The 19186-nt window shown below is 63.7% G+C and carries 17 protein-coding genes; 9 read left to right on the top strand and 8 right to left on the bottom strand.

Features of this window, described 5'->3' with window-relative positions; all coding sequences use genetic code 11:
* Positions 1 to 39: 39 nt before the first annotated feature.
* The 3 genes from ACOFKT_RS16750 to ACOFKT_RS16740 all read right to left on the bottom strand — a co-directional run bounded on the left by ACOFKT_RS16750 (position 40) and on the right by ACOFKT_RS16740 (position 4426).
* Positions 40 to 3405 (bottom strand): hypothetical protein, encoded by a 3366-nt coding sequence (locus ACOFKT_RS16750; RefSeq protein ID WP_419805126.1) that lies wholly within the window; start codon positions 3403 to 3405, stop codon positions 40 to 42.
* Positions 3406 to 3656: 251 nt separating this feature from the next.
* Positions 3657 to 4301, bottom strand: a complete 645-nt coding sequence (locus ACOFKT_RS16745; protein WP_419805125.1) for a hypothetical protein — start codon at positions 4299 to 4301, stop codon at positions 3657 to 3659.
* Positions 4298 to 4426 (bottom strand): hypothetical protein, encoded by a 129-nt coding sequence (locus tag ACOFKT_RS16740; protein ID WP_419805124.1) that lies wholly within the window; start codon positions 4424 to 4426, stop codon positions 4298 to 4300. Before ACOFKT_RS16740 ends, ACOFKT_RS16745 begins: the two co-directional genes overlap by 4 nt.
* A gap of 1192 nt (positions 4427 to 5618) precedes the next feature.
* Here ACOFKT_RS16740 and ACOFKT_RS16735 point away from each other — a divergent pair.
* The 7 genes from ACOFKT_RS16735 to ACOFKT_RS16705 all read left to right on the top strand — a co-directional run bounded on the left by ACOFKT_RS16735 (position 5619) and on the right by ACOFKT_RS16705 (position 12036).
* Complete coding sequence (locus ACOFKT_RS16735; RefSeq protein WP_419805123.1) at positions 5619 to 7163, top strand: GDSL-type esterase/lipase family protein; 1545 nt, start codon at positions 5619 to 5621, stop codon at positions 7161 to 7163.
* A 250-nt stretch (positions 7164 to 7413) separates the two neighbouring features.
* Entirely contained in the window at positions 7414 to 7653 is a 240-nt protein-coding gene (locus ACOFKT_RS16730; RefSeq protein ID WP_419805122.1) for an acyl carrier protein, read from the top strand.
* A 30-nt stretch (positions 7654 to 7683) separates the two neighbouring features.
* Entirely contained in the window at positions 7684 to 8634 is a 951-nt protein-coding gene (locus ACOFKT_RS16725) for a ketoacyl-ACP synthase III (RefSeq protein ID WP_419805121.1), read from the top strand.
* A gap of 175 nt (positions 8635 to 8809) precedes the next feature.
* Positions 8810 to 9799 (top strand): DUF2076 domain-containing protein, encoded by a 990-nt coding sequence (locus tag ACOFKT_RS16720; protein ID WP_419805120.1) that lies wholly within the window; start codon positions 8810 to 8812, stop codon positions 9797 to 9799.
* Positions 9768 to 10103, top strand: coding sequence for a BrnT family toxin (locus tag ACOFKT_RS16715; RefSeq protein WP_419805119.1), 336 nt, complete (start codon positions 9768 to 9770; stop codon positions 10101 to 10103). Before ACOFKT_RS16720 ends, ACOFKT_RS16715 begins: the two co-directional genes overlap by 32 nt.
* Positions 10087 to 10377, top strand: a complete 291-nt coding sequence (locus tag ACOFKT_RS16710) for a BrnA antitoxin family protein (RefSeq protein ID WP_419805118.1) — start codon at positions 10087 to 10089, stop codon at positions 10375 to 10377. Before ACOFKT_RS16715 ends, ACOFKT_RS16710 begins: the two co-directional genes overlap by 17 nt.
* A 108-nt stretch (positions 10378 to 10485) precedes the next feature.
* The gene (locus ACOFKT_RS16705) at positions 10486 to 12036 is read left to right on the top strand and encodes an aldehyde dehydrogenase (NADP(+)) (RefSeq protein WP_419805117.1); all 1551 of its coding nucleotides are present in this window, start codon (positions 10486 to 10488) and stop codon (positions 12034 to 12036) included.
* A 112-nt stretch (positions 12037 to 12148) separates the two neighbouring features.
* Here ACOFKT_RS16705 and ACOFKT_RS16700 read toward each other — a convergent pair whose 3' ends face one another.
* From ACOFKT_RS16700 to ACOFKT_RS16690, 3 genes are all read right to left on the bottom strand, one after another.
* Positions 12149 to 12628 carry an Ig-like domain-containing protein gene (locus ACOFKT_RS16700; RefSeq protein ID WP_419805116.1) on the bottom strand — a complete coding sequence of 160 codons (480 nt, stop codon included), beginning with the start codon at positions 12626 to 12628 and terminating at the stop codon, positions 12149 to 12151.
* Positions 12629 to 13073: 445 nt separating this feature from the next.
* A complete protein-coding gene (gene frr / locus ACOFKT_RS16695; protein WP_419805115.1) occupies positions 13074 to 13658 on the bottom strand; it encodes a ribosome recycling factor in 585 nt (194 codons plus the stop codon).
* A 149-nt stretch (positions 13659 to 13807) separates the two neighbouring features.
* Positions 13808 to 15187 (bottom strand): amidohydrolase family protein, encoded by a 1380-nt coding sequence (locus tag ACOFKT_RS16690; protein WP_419805114.1) that lies wholly within the window; start codon positions 15185 to 15187, stop codon positions 13808 to 13810.
* Between the two features lie 339 nt (positions 15188 to 15526).
* On the opposite strand from ACOFKT_RS16690, the gene ACOFKT_RS16685 reads away from it, so the two are divergent.
* Positions 15527 to 16297, top strand: coding sequence for an NF038132 family protein (locus ACOFKT_RS16685; RefSeq protein WP_419805113.1), 771 nt, complete (start codon positions 15527 to 15529; stop codon positions 16295 to 16297).
* Between the two features lie 235 nt (positions 16298 to 16532).
* On the opposite strand, the gene ACOFKT_RS16680 is transcribed toward ACOFKT_RS16685, so the two are convergent.
* Positions 16533 to 16916, bottom strand: a complete 384-nt coding sequence (locus ACOFKT_RS16680; protein WP_419805112.1) for a DUF3060 domain-containing protein — start codon at positions 16914 to 16916, stop codon at positions 16533 to 16535.
* Positions 16917 to 17033: 117 nt separating this feature from the next.
* Complete coding sequence (lipA, locus tag ACOFKT_RS16675; protein ID WP_419807185.1) at positions 17034 to 17948, bottom strand: lipoyl synthase; 915 nt, start codon at positions 17946 to 17948, stop codon at positions 17034 to 17036.
* 460 nt (positions 17949 to 18408) lie between these two features.
* Here lipA and ACOFKT_RS16670 point away from each other — a divergent pair, with 460 nt between their 5' ends.
* Positions 18409 to 18975: a PEP-CTERM sorting domain-containing protein gene (locus ACOFKT_RS16670; protein WP_419805111.1), complete on the top strand. Its 567-nt coding sequence runs from the start codon at positions 18409 to 18411 to the stop codon at positions 18973 to 18975.
* Positions 18976 to 19186: the final 211 nt, after the last annotated feature.

The raw sequence follows: 19186 nt of genomic DNA, 5'->3' as shown, positions 1-19186 counted from the left end.
TGAACGTGTTCGCAAAGCGCATACGGCATCCCATTCGCATCATTGGTTCACCGCCTGCGGATTCAGCAGCGTGGTGCCGTCGGTGTCCACCACAAACTCCTGCACAAAGTACTTGCCCGCGGTCGCGTACAGCGGCGATCCGCTGGCCGTGCTGGCGGCAAACGCGCCGTGCACGCCGGATGGCCACTGCAGCGTGTAGCCACCCGCGCCGCTCACCTGCAGAATCAGCGTGATCTGCTGGCCCGGCATGAGGCCGCTGAAGGTCATGCCGGTCACATTGCCCGACCAGGCGAAGTGAAACACCTCCCGCGCGCAGCTTGCGGTAAAGGTTGGCGTTGCCGAAAACGCGACGCTTGCAGCACACAAGCCCGCGTTCCCCGGCAGCCGCGCCGGATCGATGGTGCCCGTGGTGATATTCGCCGCGTTCGTCGTATCCGTGGTCGCCGATGCCGCAAGCCCGCTCAGGTCACTTGCCCTGCCGCTCGAAGCCACATTCGCCAGAACCGCGCTGGTAGCCGCCGGTCCAAGTTGCACGATGCCCTGCGCGGTGCTGGTCGCCGGGCTTGCGCCGGTGCCGCCACCATTGATGTGCGCCGCATTCAGGTTGGTCACGTTCAGCGTGCCGACCGTCATTGCGGTGGGGCTCATGGTGTATTGCGTGCCGCGCAGCGTCCACTGCATGGTGCCGTTCTGCGGCGCATAAGTCACAGTGTCATACTGCGATCCGCCCGGAACGTAGTCGAGCTGGAACAGGTTATAGGTCGAGTTGAAACGGCTGCATCCACGCCCATTGCAGTGCAGGCGAATCGCTGTCTGCTCACCCGCCTGCATGTCCAGCGCCGTGTTCCAGATGCCCTGCGTCTGCAGCGCAATGTCGGGCGCGGTATGCGTTCCACCCGAACCCAGATACCCGCCCGCGGAGTTGTTGATCACCCATCCGCGCAGCCCCGGTCCGTTGTTGCCCTGGTAATAGATGCCGGCCTGCTGTTGCGACGTGGGCCGCGGCGTGTACTGCGTAATGTAGGTGACGTCCGCCGAGACCTTTTGCTGAAAGTAGTGCGGCTGTTCCACCGGATCGTTGGCCGCCCACGCCACCGTGTTCGGCGCCAGCGTGAACTTGCCCGACACATCGCGCGTGGCGGGGTCGTACACATCCAGCACTTCGGCCATGGGATACAGCACATAGCCGCCGGTCAGCAGTTGCAGCGTACCTCCGCTGCTGGTCGCGTCGGGTCCGGCCTGGGCAAACTGGAACTGCCCATATCCGCTTGCGGACATGACAAAGCTGCCGTTGAAGCTGCTGTCGCCGACGCCGCTCAGCGTCATCGTGGTGCCCGTGGAATCAATGGCGCTCACGTTGTTCGTCGTCACCGTGACCACGCCGTTGCTGCGCGCAACCGACGTGACGGTGTACTGCAGGTTCGCATAGCCGCTTGTGCTCTGCGAACGGCCCACAATCGCGGACACGCCGCTGGCCACGTACAAGTTTGTACTGTCTACCGTTCCGATCACCGGGAACACCTGGCGGATCGCTCCGGCCGTGTCGACCGTCTGCTCCAGGCCGTAACCGCACATGCCGCCGATGGCAACCATGGCCGCCGGACCGTGCGGCTTGTTCAGCGTCAGCTGCAGGTGCGTTCCGTCGGTCACGGTGTAGGGTGCCATCTCATAGTTCTCGGGCGTGGCGCTGCCGCCGGGAACCGAGTCCGCGATGCAGGCGACGCCGGAACCCGCCGGGCTGGATGCCGTGTTGGTGCTGAAGCCGGCCGGCACGCCCGAAGTCTGAATGGCCACCGTAACCGTGCCCGGCGCCATGGTGTTGCTCTGCGGAGGTATCGCCGCCGCCGTCGAAAAGAACGTACTGGGGGCAAACGACGTTCCGCTGAACTTGGCCGTGGCCGCCGGAAAATTCCCCTGCACGCCACCGATGATCTGGCCGGTGCTGATCGTCTTCGAGGGTGCCTTGTCGATCAGGAAGCGGCCGCTGCCCTGCGTTCCGCCATTCGCCGTTGCCGTGACCTGCAACGTCTGCGATCCGGCCGTGCAGCCGGTGGTGCAGGTCCCAAGAAACACCCGCTGGTCTTCCAGAAACTGCAGGTCGGCAGGGTGTGCTCCCTCGTCCGCCGAATCGCGGAAGCCGCCGGAGGCGCGCATATAAAAGCTGTTCGCGATACAGTCGCCCACACCAAAGCAGTCCAGATCGTGTGAATTCATCACGTGCTGGCCCTGCGCGAATTGCGTGTACAGGGTGTCGGTCACCGTAAACGTGCTTTTGAAGTACGGAAGCGCAAACCCGTAGTTTTCCGGGAACAGATTGTTGCCGCCGCGATACCCAACGTGAATGTATTGCTGCGACGCCGCGAGATAGTTCGACGTCGCGGATTCGGCAAACTTCGTCGTCAGCTGGTGGAAAATGTCCTGACCGCCGTTGCCGGGGCTCAGGATGTACTCCGAAATGCGGCCGCGCCGCCTGTCGATCAGGGTCTGGCCGGCTTGCGTGGGCAGTGCGTTCTCGCCACCGGTATAGTCGGGGTCGGCGATCACAGTGCATGGCTTGCCGGTGCACTCAGGCGAGGCAAGGGCGTTCGCGATGCCATCTGCACCCGCCTGCGAGATGAAGCTTTGCGCGTGCAGGTCGCCGTTCAGCCGGTTCACACGCAGCTCTGTGCCGGCGGGCTGGGTCACCACCTGCGTCGCGTTGGGGACCTTGCTCACCTTCTGGTCGAGCCCGGCCTGCACCGCGGCGGTGTTGCTGTCGATATAGTTTTTATCGGCGGCTTGCAGTGGTGTCGTGGGATCGCCCGAAAGCACCAGCGGTCCGGTCATGGCGTCGCCGCTCTTTTGCACGTAGGGCGTGGTGTCCGCCGGTGCGGCACCGCCCGTCACGGCGCGCGCGATTGCCTGGTCCACATACTGCTTCGACACGGTCTGCACCGCGACGCTGCTGGGCAGAACGCCCGTGCGCACCCCGGCCAGTGTGACCGGGCCGTAGGAAACCGGAATCTGCCAGTACTCGCGGGTCACCGTGCCATCGGCCAGGTGGTACACCACGGTGTAGAACGTGCCGATCGGCGTCGCGCCGGCGGTAGGCGCCAGGGAAACACTGAGCGCGCCGTTTGTGCCCAGCGTGACGCTGGTGGAGCCCTGTTGCACCGCGGTGCCGTTGGCCGCGGTGAACGACGGCCAGCTGATCAGCACCGTGCCCTGGGCGGGTGTGCCGCTGGCCGAACGCACGGTGTCGCTGACGGCGGTCAGGCCGGTGCCGGTCTGAACACCAGACTGAACACCAGTTTGGGCCACCAGACCGTGCATGGACCACACAGCCGGCGAGACCAGAGCCAGGGCGAACAGCGCCCCGGCAAAGCCTTGGCGCGCCCGCGCAAATGGTTGGAAGTTGGCTAGCAAACGCTCTCCTTTCTTTTGTGAAGCAAACGCGACCGCTGCATCGCAGCAACATCGCAGCTGCGAACTGCCGCAGTCGCATTTTGCCGATCCAACGCAAAAACGCGGAAGGCCATCGTGCGCCTTCCGCGTTCTGCGTATGTAAGTTGTCCGGGAGCCTTGAGGGCGTTTGTTTCCGCCTCAACTCACCCGCCTATTCAGAATAACAATTGGACCGGAAATACCATGCCAACTATTTTTTCGGCGTAAGTTGCTTATTCCAAATAGGTTACGGCGACGCCCTCCTGTTTTGCCTCTTGACAGGATTTCAGCAGGTCGGTGGAAATTCCCGGCGTCTGCTGCATCAGGCCGCGCTTCTGGAAGATCGCGGTCAGCTCATCCAGCGCCTCGTGGTAGCGGCGCTGCGTCGACCGAAAGCTCCAGCGCAGCATGGACGCGGTCTCCGCCAGGGTGTACTCCTGCACGGCAACGCGCACGATCAGCCGCTGCTGCTCTGGGGTCAGCAGCAGGATGCACCGCTCCACGTCCGTGACGAAGATGATCACATCGTCGAAGCCGTGAACGCGGTAGCTGGTCACCTTGCCACGGAAGAGCTCGCGGCCCAGCAGGCTGGGAACGCGCGCCTTCTGCAGCCGCATCGCAGCGTAGCGGCGCAGCATGGCCTCGGTGTACTTGCGATAGAACGCCGTCTGCGGCGTGATGACCACGCGCAGCGGCGAGCGGGGCACCGGAACAGGCTGCTGCCCCTGCTGCGAACCGGGATCGGCGGAGGCGTGCAGATACGCGACCGCCGTGGCCAGGTTGCCCTCTGTGCCGTACACGGGTACGCCGGCCGGGGCGGCGGCCGCGGAACGTGCGGGCATGGTCAGGATTTTGGCTTGGGAAACGGTCTGGTTCACTGGGCACCTCCGGAACGGTTGGGGGATACGGCAAGGTTGGTGACAAGGGTGAGGCGGCCCGCCGCTGCGACATGGCTCACATCAGCGGGATGGTGCTGCACCGCGCCGCCGGTGGCGTTTGTCATCGGCGTTGCGGCAGGTTCAGGCAGATTCCGGTCCGGGCTTTGGACCTGGCAGCGGGCGTGGACAAGGTGCAGGCGTAGTTCAGGTGCCTGCCGGTGATCCGTGCGGCCATTCACCGCTACGGAACGGCACGGGCGGCCAGGGCTGCGACGCCGGCGTGACGGCAGCGCAGCGATGAACGGGCTGCAGTGCCGGCAATACACGCCGGCTTCAACCCCGGTGCGGACCCACAATCCACCGCACCCCTCGCACACTTTCAAGTCCCTTCGCAAAAGTTTCACAACTGACTCCAAGGTTCTGTTCGGCTTGCCGCTCGTCCGCGCCGGGCTTTCGGCATCCGAATGTTGTGGACCGTCTCCGTGGCGAAGGCTCTCTTTTGGCCTTTGCAGTGTGCCCGTGGACGTATCCGGTGATCATGTGGATGGCTCCGGCCGGGCTTGGCGGGCCTGGTGCCCGCGCTGTCCCGGTCTCTCTCGCCACCCCTGCCTGCGATGAAGAAGTTTGCTGACAGTAACGAACGCCGTTATGGATGTCAACGGCGGTTTGCCTGTCTTTTAACGCGATTGCAAGCCGTTTTACATGAACGACTTACCTAATGATTTCGGCACCGGAACAGATCCACGACAAAGCACAACAATTTCGCTGTATCTTCGCTTTCCACAACAACTTACGCTCCCGTTCTGAAGTTGTGGATTCACCTTTCCAGAAAACTTCGCGAACCGAAACAGCAGCCTCACGGAAGGTGCAGTTTTGACACCGGCATATAACTCCACACCTGCGGAGCTGCCGGTGGAGGCTTTGCCAGGCCACGGTCGTCTAATCTGCTGAGAGGGTCGGACCACGGCCGCGGAGACTGTTGCGCTGGGTTCGGCATGGAATTTTCGACTGGAGACTCGCTCGCGGGGACTGACTGAGGCGGGCCCGAGGCATGCCACGCGGCTGCGCCGGTCGCTGGTCGGCCTGTGTGCCGCGGCAGTGCTCGTTGCCGGGTCTGCCGAAGCGAAGACGAAAACGTCACCGCATCCCACTTCCACCAAAAGCCGGGTCGCGGTCCTCACCTCCGGCAGCGCCAGAAGTAGCGGGAGCGCACGGCTGTGGTCGCGCGTGGCGCCGGCCGCCCGGGCAGGCGGACGTCTTGGCAGCGGTGCTCGCACTACCGGCACCGGCCGGGTCAGGACGGCTCCGGCAGGTTCCTTGCGCGCGCACACGCTCTATACCGCTCCCACGGTCATGCGCGGCCATGGCGGCGTCTACCGCAACGGCGGTGTCGTCCTGGCCCCCACACCAGCGAGCCGTGCCGCACCGCCAGCACCGGAAGAAACAGTCATGGACACCGACTCGACCGCCGGCGCGTTTCCCTCCGTGCCGCAAATCCTGGCCCACGGCAACTCCGCGCTGCAGTTTCCCACGGCGTTGCGCGCGTTCTTCCAACAGCTGCAGCAGCGCGAAGACGAGCCGGGCAACGGCACCGTTCGCATCATGCAGTGGGGCGATTCCCACACCGCCGCGGACATGTTCACCGGCGAACTGCGGGCGCGCATGCAGGCGCGCTTCGGCGACGGCGGCGTGGGCTTCACCTATGCCGGGCACCCCTTCGCGGGCTATCGCATTCTAGGCTCGGGCCGTGGTGAAAGCGGCAGCTGGCACACGCTGGGCACACACTTTACCGAGTTGGGCGACCGCCTGCTGGGCCTGGGCGGCGTCGCGATTGAGAGCTATCGCACCGGCGACGTGGCCAGCCTGGACGCGCCGTGCCTTACCTTTGCCGTGCAATACCTGCGCCAGCCCGGGGGCGGCGGCCTGCAGGTGAGCGACAACGGCCAGGTGGTCGCGAACCTGAGCACTACCGAGGCGCACGCCGTGACAGCGTCGGGACAGGACGCCCAGGGGACCGACCAGGCCATTGCCGACCAGAGCACGCAGCAGGACGAGGCGGCCATTGAAAACCCGAGCGCCGCCGCAGCCGAGGCTGCGCAGGACCAGGCCGCGCCGACCGGAACCGGCAACGCCACGGCCGGCTCGGGCGGCACCTTCCGCTATAACTGCCAGGCCGGGTCGCACCACTTTACCTTCACCACACAGGGCGGTGGCCCGGTGCGGCTGTTAGGCACGGTGTCGCTGCAGCCCGGCATTACGTGGGAGGCGATGGGCATTAATGGCGCGGAGGCGCCGCTGCTGCTGCGCTGGAACCAACCCCTGTTCAAGGAATACCTGGCTGCCGCGCAGCCCGCGCTGATCGTGCTGGCCTACGGTACCAATGAAGCCGCCGCGCGCTGGACCGGCGAGGACTACCGGCAGACCTTTACGCGGCTGATCCAGATGCTGCACGCCACGTCGCCGGCGTCGTCGATCCTGGTGCTTGGGCCGGGCGACCGCGCCATCGGCTCCACCTACTACACGACCAGCTACAGCACGGTGGGCCGCGGCCGGCGCGCCCGGCGGGTGCTGCACCGGGTCGCGCATCGCGTCTACACGCCCTATCGCGGTACCGACCGCATCCTGAACGCCCAGCGTGACGTCTGCTCCGCCACCAGCCTGTGCGCCTTCTGGGACTGGCGCGCGCGCCAGGGAGGCTTCGGCAGCGTGAACCGCTGGGTCTCCGCGGGGTACGCGCAACCGGACCACACGCACCTGACCGGCACCGGTTACCGCGCCCTCGCCGATGCCCTCACCGCCGACCTGCTCAGCGCCTACAGCGGCTTCGGCTCCGACCGCAACGGCAGCCCGACCGTGCCGTAGATTGGTGCGGCTTTAGCCGCTGAGGTAGACAACCGACCTGCATCGATATGCGGCTTTAGCCGCCGAGGTGACACGTTCGAATGCTTCCACCAGCGGGCACTCGGTCCAGTAAATGACAATAGGTAAGCCATACCTCCCGCATAGGCGCGTTCCGGCCGAATGGGAGAAAGAAGGCATCAAGCAGACCTCTGCCTGCTACCTACGCACGCATCGCGCAAACCAGCATCCACATACAATCAGAGGTATTCATATGAGTGACAAAAAACCAGGAATCATCAAAGTTCTGCAAGCCGTAGCGGGTAAACCCGTCACGCCAGAGGACGACGAGTCTCTCTTCAGCTCTGGCCTGCTGGACAGCTTCGCGCTGCCCGATTTTGTGAGCGGGCTTGAGTCGGAGTTCGGCGTCAGCGTTCCGGACAGCGACCTTTCCGCGCGCAAGTTCGACACCATCGACAAGGTCGAGGCTTACCTTGACTCCAAGGGCGCGTAAGCGCACCCAACGCACGGCGCGGAGGTTGCGATGAGTTCGATTCGGGCCACCGGGGCGCACCTGCCCTCGCGTGTTGTCACCAACGAGGAACTCGCCTCGCAGGTTGGCGAGTCCGCCGCCTGGATCGAGCAGGTTTCGGGCATCCGCGAGCGCCGCTACGCAGCGGAGGGCGAAACCGTCGTCACACTGGCGCTCGCCGCCGCCCAGGCATGCCTCGCGAACGCAGGCGTCACGGCCAGCGATGTCGGCATGCTGTTGCTCTCCAGCGGGTCGGCCGAGCGCAACGTGCCGGGCCCCGCCGCCCAGGTCGCTGCCGAACTCGGCATGGGCACTGCCGCGGCGCTGGACATTGCAATCCCCAGCGCCGGCTCGCTGTGGGCACTTTCTCTCGCAAAGCAAATGGCCCCCGTCACACCGGGCGGCAAGGTCCTGGTCGTCGCCAGCGAAATCATGAGCCGCCGCGTGGACCGCACCGCCGAGGGCAGGAACACCGCAATCTTGTTTGGCGACGGTGCCGCCGCGGCACTGATCGACGCGCAACCGGGAACGCTGGAATTGCAGGACGCGCTGCTGCAAAGCGACGGCACCGGTGCCGACATCCTGCACATGGAGGGCGCGGGCGACGCCGCGCGCCTCCACATGGACGGCGGCTCCGTCATCCTGCGCGCCTCGCGCAAGCTGCCCGCCGTCACCCAGCAACTGCTCACCCGTAATCACCTTGCGCCCGACGCCGTTGCCCATTTTGTAATGCATCAGGCGAATGGAAACCTGATCGCCAAGGTCGCTTCCACGCTGAAGGTGCCCCCGGAACGCTTCTTCCAAAACATCGCGCATTACGGCAACACGTCGTCCGCATCGCTGCTGATCGCCCTGCACGAGTTCCTGCAGCAAACGCCGCAGCCTGCCGGCCCAGTGGTACTTAGTTCCTTTGGCGCCGGCTTGAACTGGGGCGCGATGCTGGCCATGCCCATTTCCGCTTAGCAATTCGCCCAAAGGTGTGATCGTGCGAGCGGCGGTCTTCGCCCTCATCATTCACCGCGCCGATCCGCGCGGCGGCGCCGGCATGCTCTGAGCGACGCACACTGCTCCAGCGCCGCCCGGCAGCGTCTAACGTACCGAAAGCACCCGCGGTGCACGCGGTTGCGAAGGAGCGGGTATGACGCCGCAGGAACAGGGGTTGCTCGACGGCCTGATCGGCCGCATCCAGAGTGCGCATCTGACCACCAAGGACACGGAAGCGGACCGGCGCATCCAGGATGCGCTTGGCAAGGATCCGGACGCGCTCTACATCCTGTGCCAGACCGTGCTGCTGCAGGTCTACGCTCTGGAACAGGCGCAAAAACAACTGGCGCTCAAAGAGCAGGTGGCGCAGGCACAGCAGCCGCAGCAGCACGAGCCCACCTTTCTGGAAAAAATCTTCGGCCGAAGCGAGCCGGAGCCGCCGCAACCCCAGCCAGGCACTGCCTATCCCACGCAGACTTCAAACCAGCCGGGCTACGGCGCGCCGGTATACAACCAGACACCCGCGCCGGGGCAGGCGCAATACGGCCAGCAGGGCTACCTTCGTCCGGGCTACGGGCAGCCTTCCATTGCCTACCCACCCGGCGCGTATCCGGTGCAGCCCGGCTATGGCACAGCGTATGCGCCGTATGGCGGCGGCGCGCCCATGAGTTCAGGCGGAGGCGGCTTTTTACAGGGCGCACTGCAGACGGCAGCGGGTGTAGCACTTGGGGAAATGGCCTTTCAAACCGTGGAAGACCTGTTTCGCGGCTTCGGCCACAGCGCTGGCTACGGCTCAGACCGCGCCGTCGGCTTCAGCGATGTGAACTCCGGCAGCGGCGGCGACTACGGCCAGGGTGGCGGATTCTTCAGTCGCGAGCAGGCAGAGAACGGCGCCAACGACCAGCTCAGCCCCGACATCGAGGATCGCCGCGGCGAGTCCAGCAGCGGTTTTGCGGACGTCGGCAGCGGCGGCTCGCCCGACGCCTTCGCGAATGCCGACGACTCCACCACTGACAGCGGTTACGACGTGGACAACTCCGGCACCGAAGCAGACGGCAGCGACTTTTTCGATAACGGTGGTGGTGGTTTCGACAGCGGTGACAACGGCTTCGATGACGGTGGCAGCTTCAGCGACAACAGCTAACCGTCCGACACGCATCGGGCATACAATCTGCTTGCATGAAGGTCACGTTCGACCCGGCCAAAGACGCCAGCAACCGCCGCAAGCACGGCATCTCACTGGCGCGGGCCCTGACTTCGACCTGGACACTTCCCAGTTTCGAGTCGACGAACGGCAAGACTATGGCGAATCGAGGTACGTCTCTGTCGGCTTTGTTGGGACGGAGCTACATACTTTTGTTTACACAGTTCGGACCGGAGGCATCCGCGCAATCAGCCTTCGTCGGGCAACACGCGGAGAGTGGGAGGACTATGCAGAGCAGCATTGAGCAACATTCCATCTATGGAGTACCAGACGAAGAAAACCCGGAATGGACGAAGGAGGATTTCAAGCGTAGCAAGCGCCTGCACGAAATGCCTGCGGAGTTCCAGCAAGCCGTGGCGCATGCCATGGGCCGCAAGACCCGCGGCCCGCAAAAGTCGCCCCTGAAGCAGCGCACCTCCATCCGGCTCTCGCCCGAGGTGATGGCGGCGCTCCGAGCCACCGGTCCGGGCTGGCAGGCGCGTGCCGAGGAAGCTTTGCGCAAAGCCTTTGTGCGCTGAAGCTGACCGGTGCTGGCCCTCGCCAGGAGCCTGCGATGTGACTTCTTCCCGCCTGTTCTGCAAGACTGTGTGCTTACCGCGCGCTCGCGCGTCCAGAGAGGTCTTGCCATGAGCACTACCGCGCCCGCTTCCGTATTTCGCGCTTTGAATCCTGTGAATGGCTCCATGCTGGACGAGGAGTTCACCACGTCCACCGCGGCGGACGTGGATCGGCTTGCCCAGTCAGCCGAGGCGGCATGCAGCTTCTTTGCCGCCACCTCCGGCGCCGACCGCGCTCGCCTGTTACGCACGATCGCGCATCGCCTTACCAACGACGGCGATGCGATCGTTCAACGCGCCAACCTGGAAACCGGCCTGCCCTTGCCGCGGCTCCAGGGCGAACTGGCACGCACCACGGGGCAACTCGCTCTGTTCGCTCAGGTTGCCGAGGAGGGCTCGTGGGTCGACGCGCGCATCGACGAAGCCCTGCCCGACCGCAAGCCGCTGCCGCGTTCCGACATCCGCTCCATGCTGCGGCCGGTCGGTCCCGTCGCCGTATTCGGTGCCAGCAATTTTCCGCTCGCCTTTTCGGTAGCTGGCGGCGACACCGCATCGGCGCTCGCCGCGGGCAATCCCGTTGTGGTCAAAGCACACCCGGCGCACCCCGGCACTAGCCGCCTGGCCGCGGAGGCAATCGCCCGCGCGGTGCGCGAATGCGGGCTGCCAGAGGAAGTCTTCGGCATCGTCTACGACGCGGGCACCGCCGCCGGCGAAGCCCTGGTGCTGCATCCCGCGATCCGGTCGGTCGCGTTTACCGGATCCGCGGGCGGAGGGCAGGCACTGATGCGGCTCGCTGCGAGCCGGCCCGAGCCCATCCCGTGCTTTGCCGAAATGGGCAGCACCAATCCCTTGTTCATCCTTCCGGGCGCCATGCGCGAACGCGGCGCGGCCGTCGCAACCGGGTTGCAGGCTTCGTTCACCCTGGGCTCAGGCCAGTTCTGCACCAAGCCGGGGCTGGTTTTTGTGCCACAGGCGGGCAGCGACGCGTTTCTGGAGCAGTTGCGCCAGGGCGTCGCCGGCATGGGCGGTCACGGTATGCTCACCCCGGGCATCGCGGCCCGCTACGCCACCGGTGTCGAGCAGCGCATTGCCAGCGGCGCGGCAGAGTGGGTCGCCGGCCTGCAATCCGCACCCGAGGGACCCGGCGCCGGCGCCTCGGCGGCAGTCTTCGCCACGTCCCTCGCCACCTTTCTGACCGACCGCACCCTGCAAGAGGAGATCTTCGGTCCCACAACCCTGCTGGTGCATTACGGCCATCCCGCGGATCTGGTCGCCGCCGCACACGCACTGCACGGCCATCTGACCGCCACTCTGCACGGCACCGGCGACGACATCCAAGGTGCCGCGGAGTTGATCCGCGTGCTCGAAACCAGGGTCGGCCGCATCCTGTTCAACGGCTTTCCCACGGGCGTGGAGGTATGCCACGCCATGGTGCATGGCGGCCCGTTCCCGGCAGCGAGCGACAGCCGCTTCACCAGCGTGGGAACGCGCGCGATGCTGCGCTTTGCACGCCCGGTCTGCTACCAGGACTTTCCCGATGCCGCGCTTCCGGAGGCGCTGCGCGACAGCAACCCACTTGGTATCCTGCGCATGCGCAACGGAGCAATCGGACGCGTTTAAACGATTCGCCTGCAGTATGCGCGGCGCGCCGCCCCGGGCTGCGCCGCACCACGGCAGGCAATCAAAAAGGCCCGGCATTGGCCGGGCCTTTCCATCTACCCGAATCGCAATCTTAGTTCTGATCGTCGTTATAGAAGCGGACGGTCGCGCTCTTCGAAGGCCGGAAGTTGCCGTCACCCCGATAGCTGGCCGAAAGGCTGCTGAGCCCTTCCGGCAGCGCGCTTACGGTCAGGGAGGCGGAACCGTTCGCGACCGGAGCTTCGCCGATTCGCTTGCCATGCTCGGTGAAAATCACTGTGCCGCCGGGGGTTGCGCCGGACTTCCCATCCACGGTCGCCAGCAGCGTCACGGAACTGCCGTCGGCACTGGCCGCCGAAGCCACCGTAAGCGCAATCGTGCTGGCTGCCCGGAACCGCAGAGCGGCAGAATGGGTCGCAGCCGGCGTATTGGGCGATGCGGGCGGCGCAGCGTGAACCCCACAGGCCAGCAGCACAGAAGCCGCCAGCGCGGCCATGCTGGAAAGCAGGCGGCTCGAGCGGCAGAACCGCTGCAATACCTTGGTGGACCGGAATGACGAACTTGAATGTGACATCAGCTGCCCTGCCTGAACTGTTTCGCTAAAACATGGCTACCTTTGCTGTCTGGCGCTGTCTGCTTCACGAAAACTCGAAAGTGCTGCAGCGGAGTAGCCAAAAGTCGATTCTGGCACCCCAAAGAGGGTACTTCTTTCCGAGTACATCACGAATCTTCTTCGCACACATACTCATGCTTCAGTGAGATGCCGTTTTGTCGCCAATGAACATCATTGTGTTCGGAAACCGACAGAAGCCCGCGATGTCATCGAAATGAGTTGCGACAGGACAACAACACACAAGCGGGATCATCCAGACTTCCTTACCGCCGCATGGCAGTACCGCGGGTCTTGCAAATTGCAGTCGATCCCATGCGTTTCAGCGTCGGAAACAACAGAAAAGCGGGTGCCCTCGCACCCGCCTTTCCAGTCTGAACGCTTCGCAATCTGATTCGCTGCGAAGCCCCTACACCGTCATGAGCTCTTTTTCTTTGACCTTGAACATATCTTCCAGCACCTTGATCTCGGCATCGGTCATCTGCTGCGTCTCCTCGGTCGCGCGCTTCTCGTCGTCGGCGGAGATCAGCTTGTCCTTCGCCGCCTTCCGGATGGTGTCGTTACCGTCGCGGCGAATGTTACGGATGCTCGTCTTGTGATCCTCAAGCGTCGCGGCCAGATGCTTCACGGCGTCCTTGCGGCGATCCTCGGTCATGGGCGGAATCGGCACGCGGATGACCTTGCCGTCGTGCATGGGGTTGAAGCCCTGCCCGCTGGTGCGGATCGCCTTTTCAATCAGCTGCACGGTGCCCTGATCGAACGGCTGCACAACGATCAGCTGCGCCTCCGGCGTGGTCACCTGGGCGAGCTGATTAATCGGCATCTCCGAACCGTAATAATCCACGCGGATGCTGTCGAGCATGTGGACGCTGGCGCGGCCGGTGCGCGCTGCCAGCAGGCTGCCGCGGAAGTCCTCGACGGCTTTCTTCATGCGCGTGGTGAGCTGGCCCTGCAGCTCCTTCAAAGCGGGGATGTTCGCCATTTGCGATGCCATCGTCGGGGACTCCTGTGAGGCGCGTTTGCGCGGCTCATTCAGTTTAGTGGACGCGGGGTCAGGACGGGTTGTTTCACCGGCGCTCTTGCGCGTTGCGGTGCGAAGTGGCGGGGGCAAACACCCACTGCCCATCGGCACCACACAACAAATCAAGACCCGCTGCTCACGCGGAGGCCATACAGGTGCTCGGCATTCGTGCGAAGCACCATGCGGGCCAGCTCGGCCGCGCGCGCCTCCGTGATCACGCCATCGTGCAGCATGCCGGTCAGCGCCAGCCCCAGCGCCGCACGGGCGTTGCCGGCCGCGTACCATTCGGACTCTTCCCAACCAGCCACGGCGCTGTAAGGATAAGCATCCGTCCCGAACAGAACCTTTTCCGGATACAGCTCAAGCCACTCGCGCAGGCTGCCGGCCAGCGTGCGCGCCGAAAACAAAAGCGCCTCTTGCGAAATGTCGAGATAGAAGTTGGGCTTTTGCAGCATGGCGCCAGCCTCGCGCACATAGGGCCAGCCGCCGTGCAACAGCACAAAATTCGTTTTGGCATAACGCGAGTCGTTCAGGATCGGCTCAAGCAGCAGCGGGTTCACGCCGGCGACCGAAAAATAACGTCCGCCACCAGCCATGCCGTGCAGGTGGACCGCCAGGCCAAGGCGGCCGGCCTCCAGCGCGATATAGCGGAAGAGAAAATCCTGCAGCGCCTTGTACTCCGCGGCACCGGGCTTGCTCATGCCGCCGGCGTAGCGCGCGTAAACCGCGGCAGCCTCCGCGCGTGGCGTGTCGGTAAAGCCGAACTCTCGCAGATACGCCACCTCAAATTTGACTGCGACCGCGCCGCCCGCCTTCTGCCGTTCCAGCGTGGGCGTCACAACCTGAGCCAGGTAGGCATCCAGCGTGCCGGGGACGCGCTGCAGGTGCGCCGCGCCCAGGTAGGCGGTGCGCAGCTTGTCTTCCAGCGCGAAGAACTGCGCCCGGTCGGGCGTGGTGCGCAGAACGGTGTCGTCCAGCGGAAATAGCAGCGCATCGTCGTAGGGCACCCATCGAAACCGCGGCGCGGCAACGCCGGTACCTATGCTGACGCGGTTCGCCAGCATGGTGCCGACGCCGGCCTGGTCCAGCACCCATTGCGCATAGTGCTCCCCTTCGCGGGCGCGGACCCGCTCGCGCGCGGCGTCCAGCTCTGTCTGCTGCGCGGCGGTCAGCGGTAGCGTGCCGTCGAAATTCCACAGCGCCTTCCATGCGCGGGCGAGCGGCGGAAAGCTGTCGCGCCAGGCAGCAGGGTCGGTCTGCGGAGCCATGTTGTCCACCGGCAAAGCATCGAAGCCGCGATCCGACACGAGCGCCGGCCGGGCGAGCTGCGGGTGCGCATGATTATCGATCGCCGGTGTTTCCGCCAGGACGCGGGCGATCGCAGGATCGATCTGCTGCGCGACCGTCTCCCCGGCAAAGCGGTCCTGCGCGGCGCCCGGAATGAGCGGGAATAACGTTGCGCACACAAGAAGGCAGCGCACAAAGCGGTGAGGACGCGTCATCCCGTCCAGCCTACAAGCGAATCGCGGTAGCAGGGCGACGGAGGCAACGCGATGACAACAGTCAGATCGGTATTCATGATTCGACAGCTGGGTTTCGTGCCGTGTGCCCGGGGTAGTTGCCTCCAACTTTTAGGGGCGTCGTTACTGCGCACAAGTGCTATGCGGCTGGACGAATGGTGCAGCTCTGGTCAGCAAATCTAATCGTATAGTCACAACATTCATGACGAACGGTTCGGGTCTTTTTGTCCGGTGTATGCGGGGCGGAGCTTGAACCACATGTAACTCTTGAGGCTTTTGGAAATGATGCCGGTTCTTTCTCGTGTTCTTTCTCGCGTTGCTTTGGTTGCAACTGCGCTGCTGTGTCCGCTGGCCGTTCAGACCGCTGTTGCGGATCCCCTGCCATCGAACCTGACCTGCTCTGGCAACTGCGGTGTTCTGGGCGCCAACGGTGATGTGTCGGCACCGCCCGCAGGCGGCTCCACCTACATGTACATAAGCACGGCAGGGTCGAACGCTACCGCCGCGATTCCGACTGGTGCACTGGGTGGTGAGACGAATGGCTCTGTGCTGACCACGTCGGTGTTTTCCGCAAATGCGAACACACCGCTGAACTTCTACTTTGATTTTGTGACGTCCGACGGGGCGGGTTTCTCCGACTACGCGTGGGCGGCCCTGTTCAATGAAGACGGAGGTCTTGCGTCGTTGCTGTTCGACGCGCAAACCGAAGCCTCGGGCAGCATCATTCCCGGACAGGGTCTACCGGCACCGACCGCGAGCCTTGATCCCGCCTCGGTTCCGATCATCCCGAATGCAACGCATTGGGACCCGCTGAACAACTACTCGGGCGATTGCTACGCGATCGGCTGTGGCTCCACGGGTTGGGTGAATGCGACGTACAGCATTCAAACGGCAGGCAAGTACTACCTTGCCTTCGGTGTGACGAACATGTCGGACACCGGGTATGACTCTGGATTGGCAATCTCGAACATCACCGTGGATGGTGCGGACGTAGCCCCGGTCGGCGTTACCCCGGAGCCCTCATCACTGGTGCTGCTTGGTACCGGCCTGACATCGATGGCTGTGGCCTGGCGGCGGCGCCTGAAGGCATGAACGCACAGGTATAACAGCATGCTCGATCACCCGATACCCCGCACACCGTGCGGGGTATCTTTCCTGCAGCAGCTTTTGATGATTGCGGTTTGACCATCTGAGTTTGTGTCACAGCAGCGCGACGGCACGGCGGCTCGATAGGATGCGCTTCACGCAATGCGTCTTCGGTGACACGACCAGCAGGGTTTGCTTTCGGAAGAGAACGCTGAGGTGCCTGGATGCTCCGGGTGACACGCTACCGGCCGCGCCGCTCAAATCGGTTGCGCTCGCCGCGCTCGCTGAACGGCGTGTTCGGGTCGGTGACCTCAATAAAGTTTTCATTGCCTTCCACGTGTACCGGGCTCTTGCCTTCGATGAAGACGTGATTGCGGTTGCCCTGCACGCGCACAAAGCGGCAGGCACCCTGCACATCAATCTGATTGGCCTGGCCCTGCACGTAGACGGCGTTGCCGTTGCGGCAGGTGACGGTCTGTCGCTGGCCGTTGCCGCCCAGCACAATGTCGCTGTGCTCAGGCTGCTCGTAATCGGGCGGCTCTACCCGGTGCTGCGCAAACACGGCAGGTACAAGAACCAGCGATGCCAGAATGACGGCGCAGGCCGAGGCGGACCTTTGTTTCATGCAGTCTTGGATGCAGGAGCCGTGCATCGAGCGGCATAGATCGGCGCAGCTTGTCAGCCAGATGCCGCTGGGCGTTCCGATAGGCCGGCGTGCGCTGCGCGGCTGGCCGCCAGGCGCTTAGGCCAGGCCGGTGCTTTGTGCCTGCTCGTGAGCGTGGTAGCTGGAGCGAACCAGCGGGCCGCTTTCCACATGCCGAAAGCCCATGCGCAGCGCCTCTTCCTTCAGGAACTCAAACTCCTGCGGCGTGTAGTACCGCTTCATCGGAATGTGGTCCTTCGACGGGCGCAGGTACTGGCCGATAGTCAGGATGTCGACGCGAATGGCGGCAAGGTCGCGAAAGACCGCTAGCAGTTCGTGCGTTTCCTCGCCCATGCCGACGATGATGCCGGTCTTGGTCACCTGGTTCGGATTCAGCTCCTTCGCGAGCCGCAGAAACCCGATGGAGCGCTCGTAGCGGCCGCCCGACTTGGCGACGCGGTAAAGGCGCGGCACGGTCTCAATGTTGTGGTTCAGGATCTCTGGGCCGGCGGCCACCACCATCCGAATCGCTTCCTCGGTTCCCTGGAAGTCGGGAGTCAGCACCTCGACCTGGCATCCGGGTGCCTGGCGGCGAATCTCGTGGATGACCTCGACAAAGGCGCGGCCGGCGCCCAGGTTGTCGTCGTCGCGGTTCACACTGGTGATCACGGCGTGCTTCAGGCCGAGTGACGCCACGGCAAAAGCAACACGGCGCGGCTCGTCAGGGTCGATCGGCTCGGGTTTGCCGCTGGGCACCGCGCAAAAGCCGCAGCGGCGCGTGCAGGAATTACCCAACATCATGAACGTGGCCGTTTTGTGGTTCCAGCACTCGCCGATGTTGGGGCAGTGCGCCGACTCACAGACGGTGTGCAGACCAAGCTCGCGGGTCAGCCGCTTCAGCGAGTGAAACGTCTCGCCCATGGGCGCGCGCGCCTTCAACCACTCAGGTTTTGCGACTGGCTTGCGCGGAGTCAGGTCGATCTGAATCAGCTCTGGTGCGGCGAAGCTGGACATGGCCGGGCTCACACACAGATTGTAAGCTCCCAACGCCGGGGCGCCTTGAATCAGCGCCTGCCGCTCGGGTTGCGCCATGGGCCGTTGAGGTCTGCACTTCCTAAGCTGCTCCATCTTGAATTCAGCTGTCGCAATCTTGCGAAGTGTGGCAAAAAATTCAGTTTTGAAGTTATGAACGTAGTTTGGAGTAGCTTGCTGCCGCCATTAGCCTACGTCTTGTCGCCAGTCAACAACAACCGCGTGCTAAGTGCGTCCGCTCCGTTGATGATAGCTCCTAGTCGCATGTGGGTTGTTGAGAGTTGCTCGTCCACATTACTTACCAATGAGTAAGTAAGGGGTAAACGAGGCCACCACTCTTCAAACCGATACGGCAAAGAATTTTGCTCATTGGCTACTGGCGGACAGCTTTTACAACTGCCTTGACTTCCCATTCCACCACTCTTCCCAGGAGTTACACGTAATGCAGCTTAATACCATCAAGAACTTTCTGAAGGGCAGCCTCCTCGCTGCTACTCTCGTCCTCGGCACCGGCGTCGCACATGCCGACAACATCTCGTTCTTCGGAACTGACACTTTCAACACGAAGACGACCACGATTAACTTCGTGAGTGCATCCGTTGGCGTGGCTGGTAACGGCATCCTGAGCCCGTTCAACACCAACTCGACTGTTACCTTCGCCCCGGCGTTCAATTACGGGGTAACGCCGAGTAATTTCCAGCTGTTCTCCGTCCTTGCCCCGAACGGTGCATCGCTGATCTATACCATCAATTCCGTCACCAGCATTATCGATAACCTCGAGGTCCTCGGCAATGGCACGTACACGCTGACTGGCAGAAACGGCAAAGTCTCGACCGCGATGGGCACGTTCGACATCACGACCCAGGGCAGCGGTAGCCTGACGACGTTCTCTGACATCAACTTCACCACCGCAGCGACTCCCGAGCCGAACAGCCTGATGCTGCTGGGTACGGGTTTCATCAGCGCCGCCGGTATGCTGATGCGCCGCCGCAAGATGATGTCTGCATAACTGCAGCTCATTCATGAGAGCCGGTTCTAACCGGCCAGTGTGTAGGAAAGTTACAGCGCAGTGAAGCCCTTCCATCCTTGGAAGGGCTTTTGATTTAAGCCTCCTACACACCAAGCATCTTTCTCTGCGCAGCCTTTACCTTCCGCAGCTTTCCTTCGCAATATGCCGCTTGTCCACCGCACGAACTTAGGCGCATTGCAGATCGGAAGTT

Origin of the sequence: Terriglobus sp., from assembly GCF_965201105.1 — a bacterium.
Lineage (GTDB): Bacteria > Acidobacteriota > Terriglobia > Terriglobales > Acidobacteriaceae > Terriglobus.
Note: the sequence above shows the minus strand (reverse complement) of the source record. Positions and strands in the feature narration are given on the sequence as shown.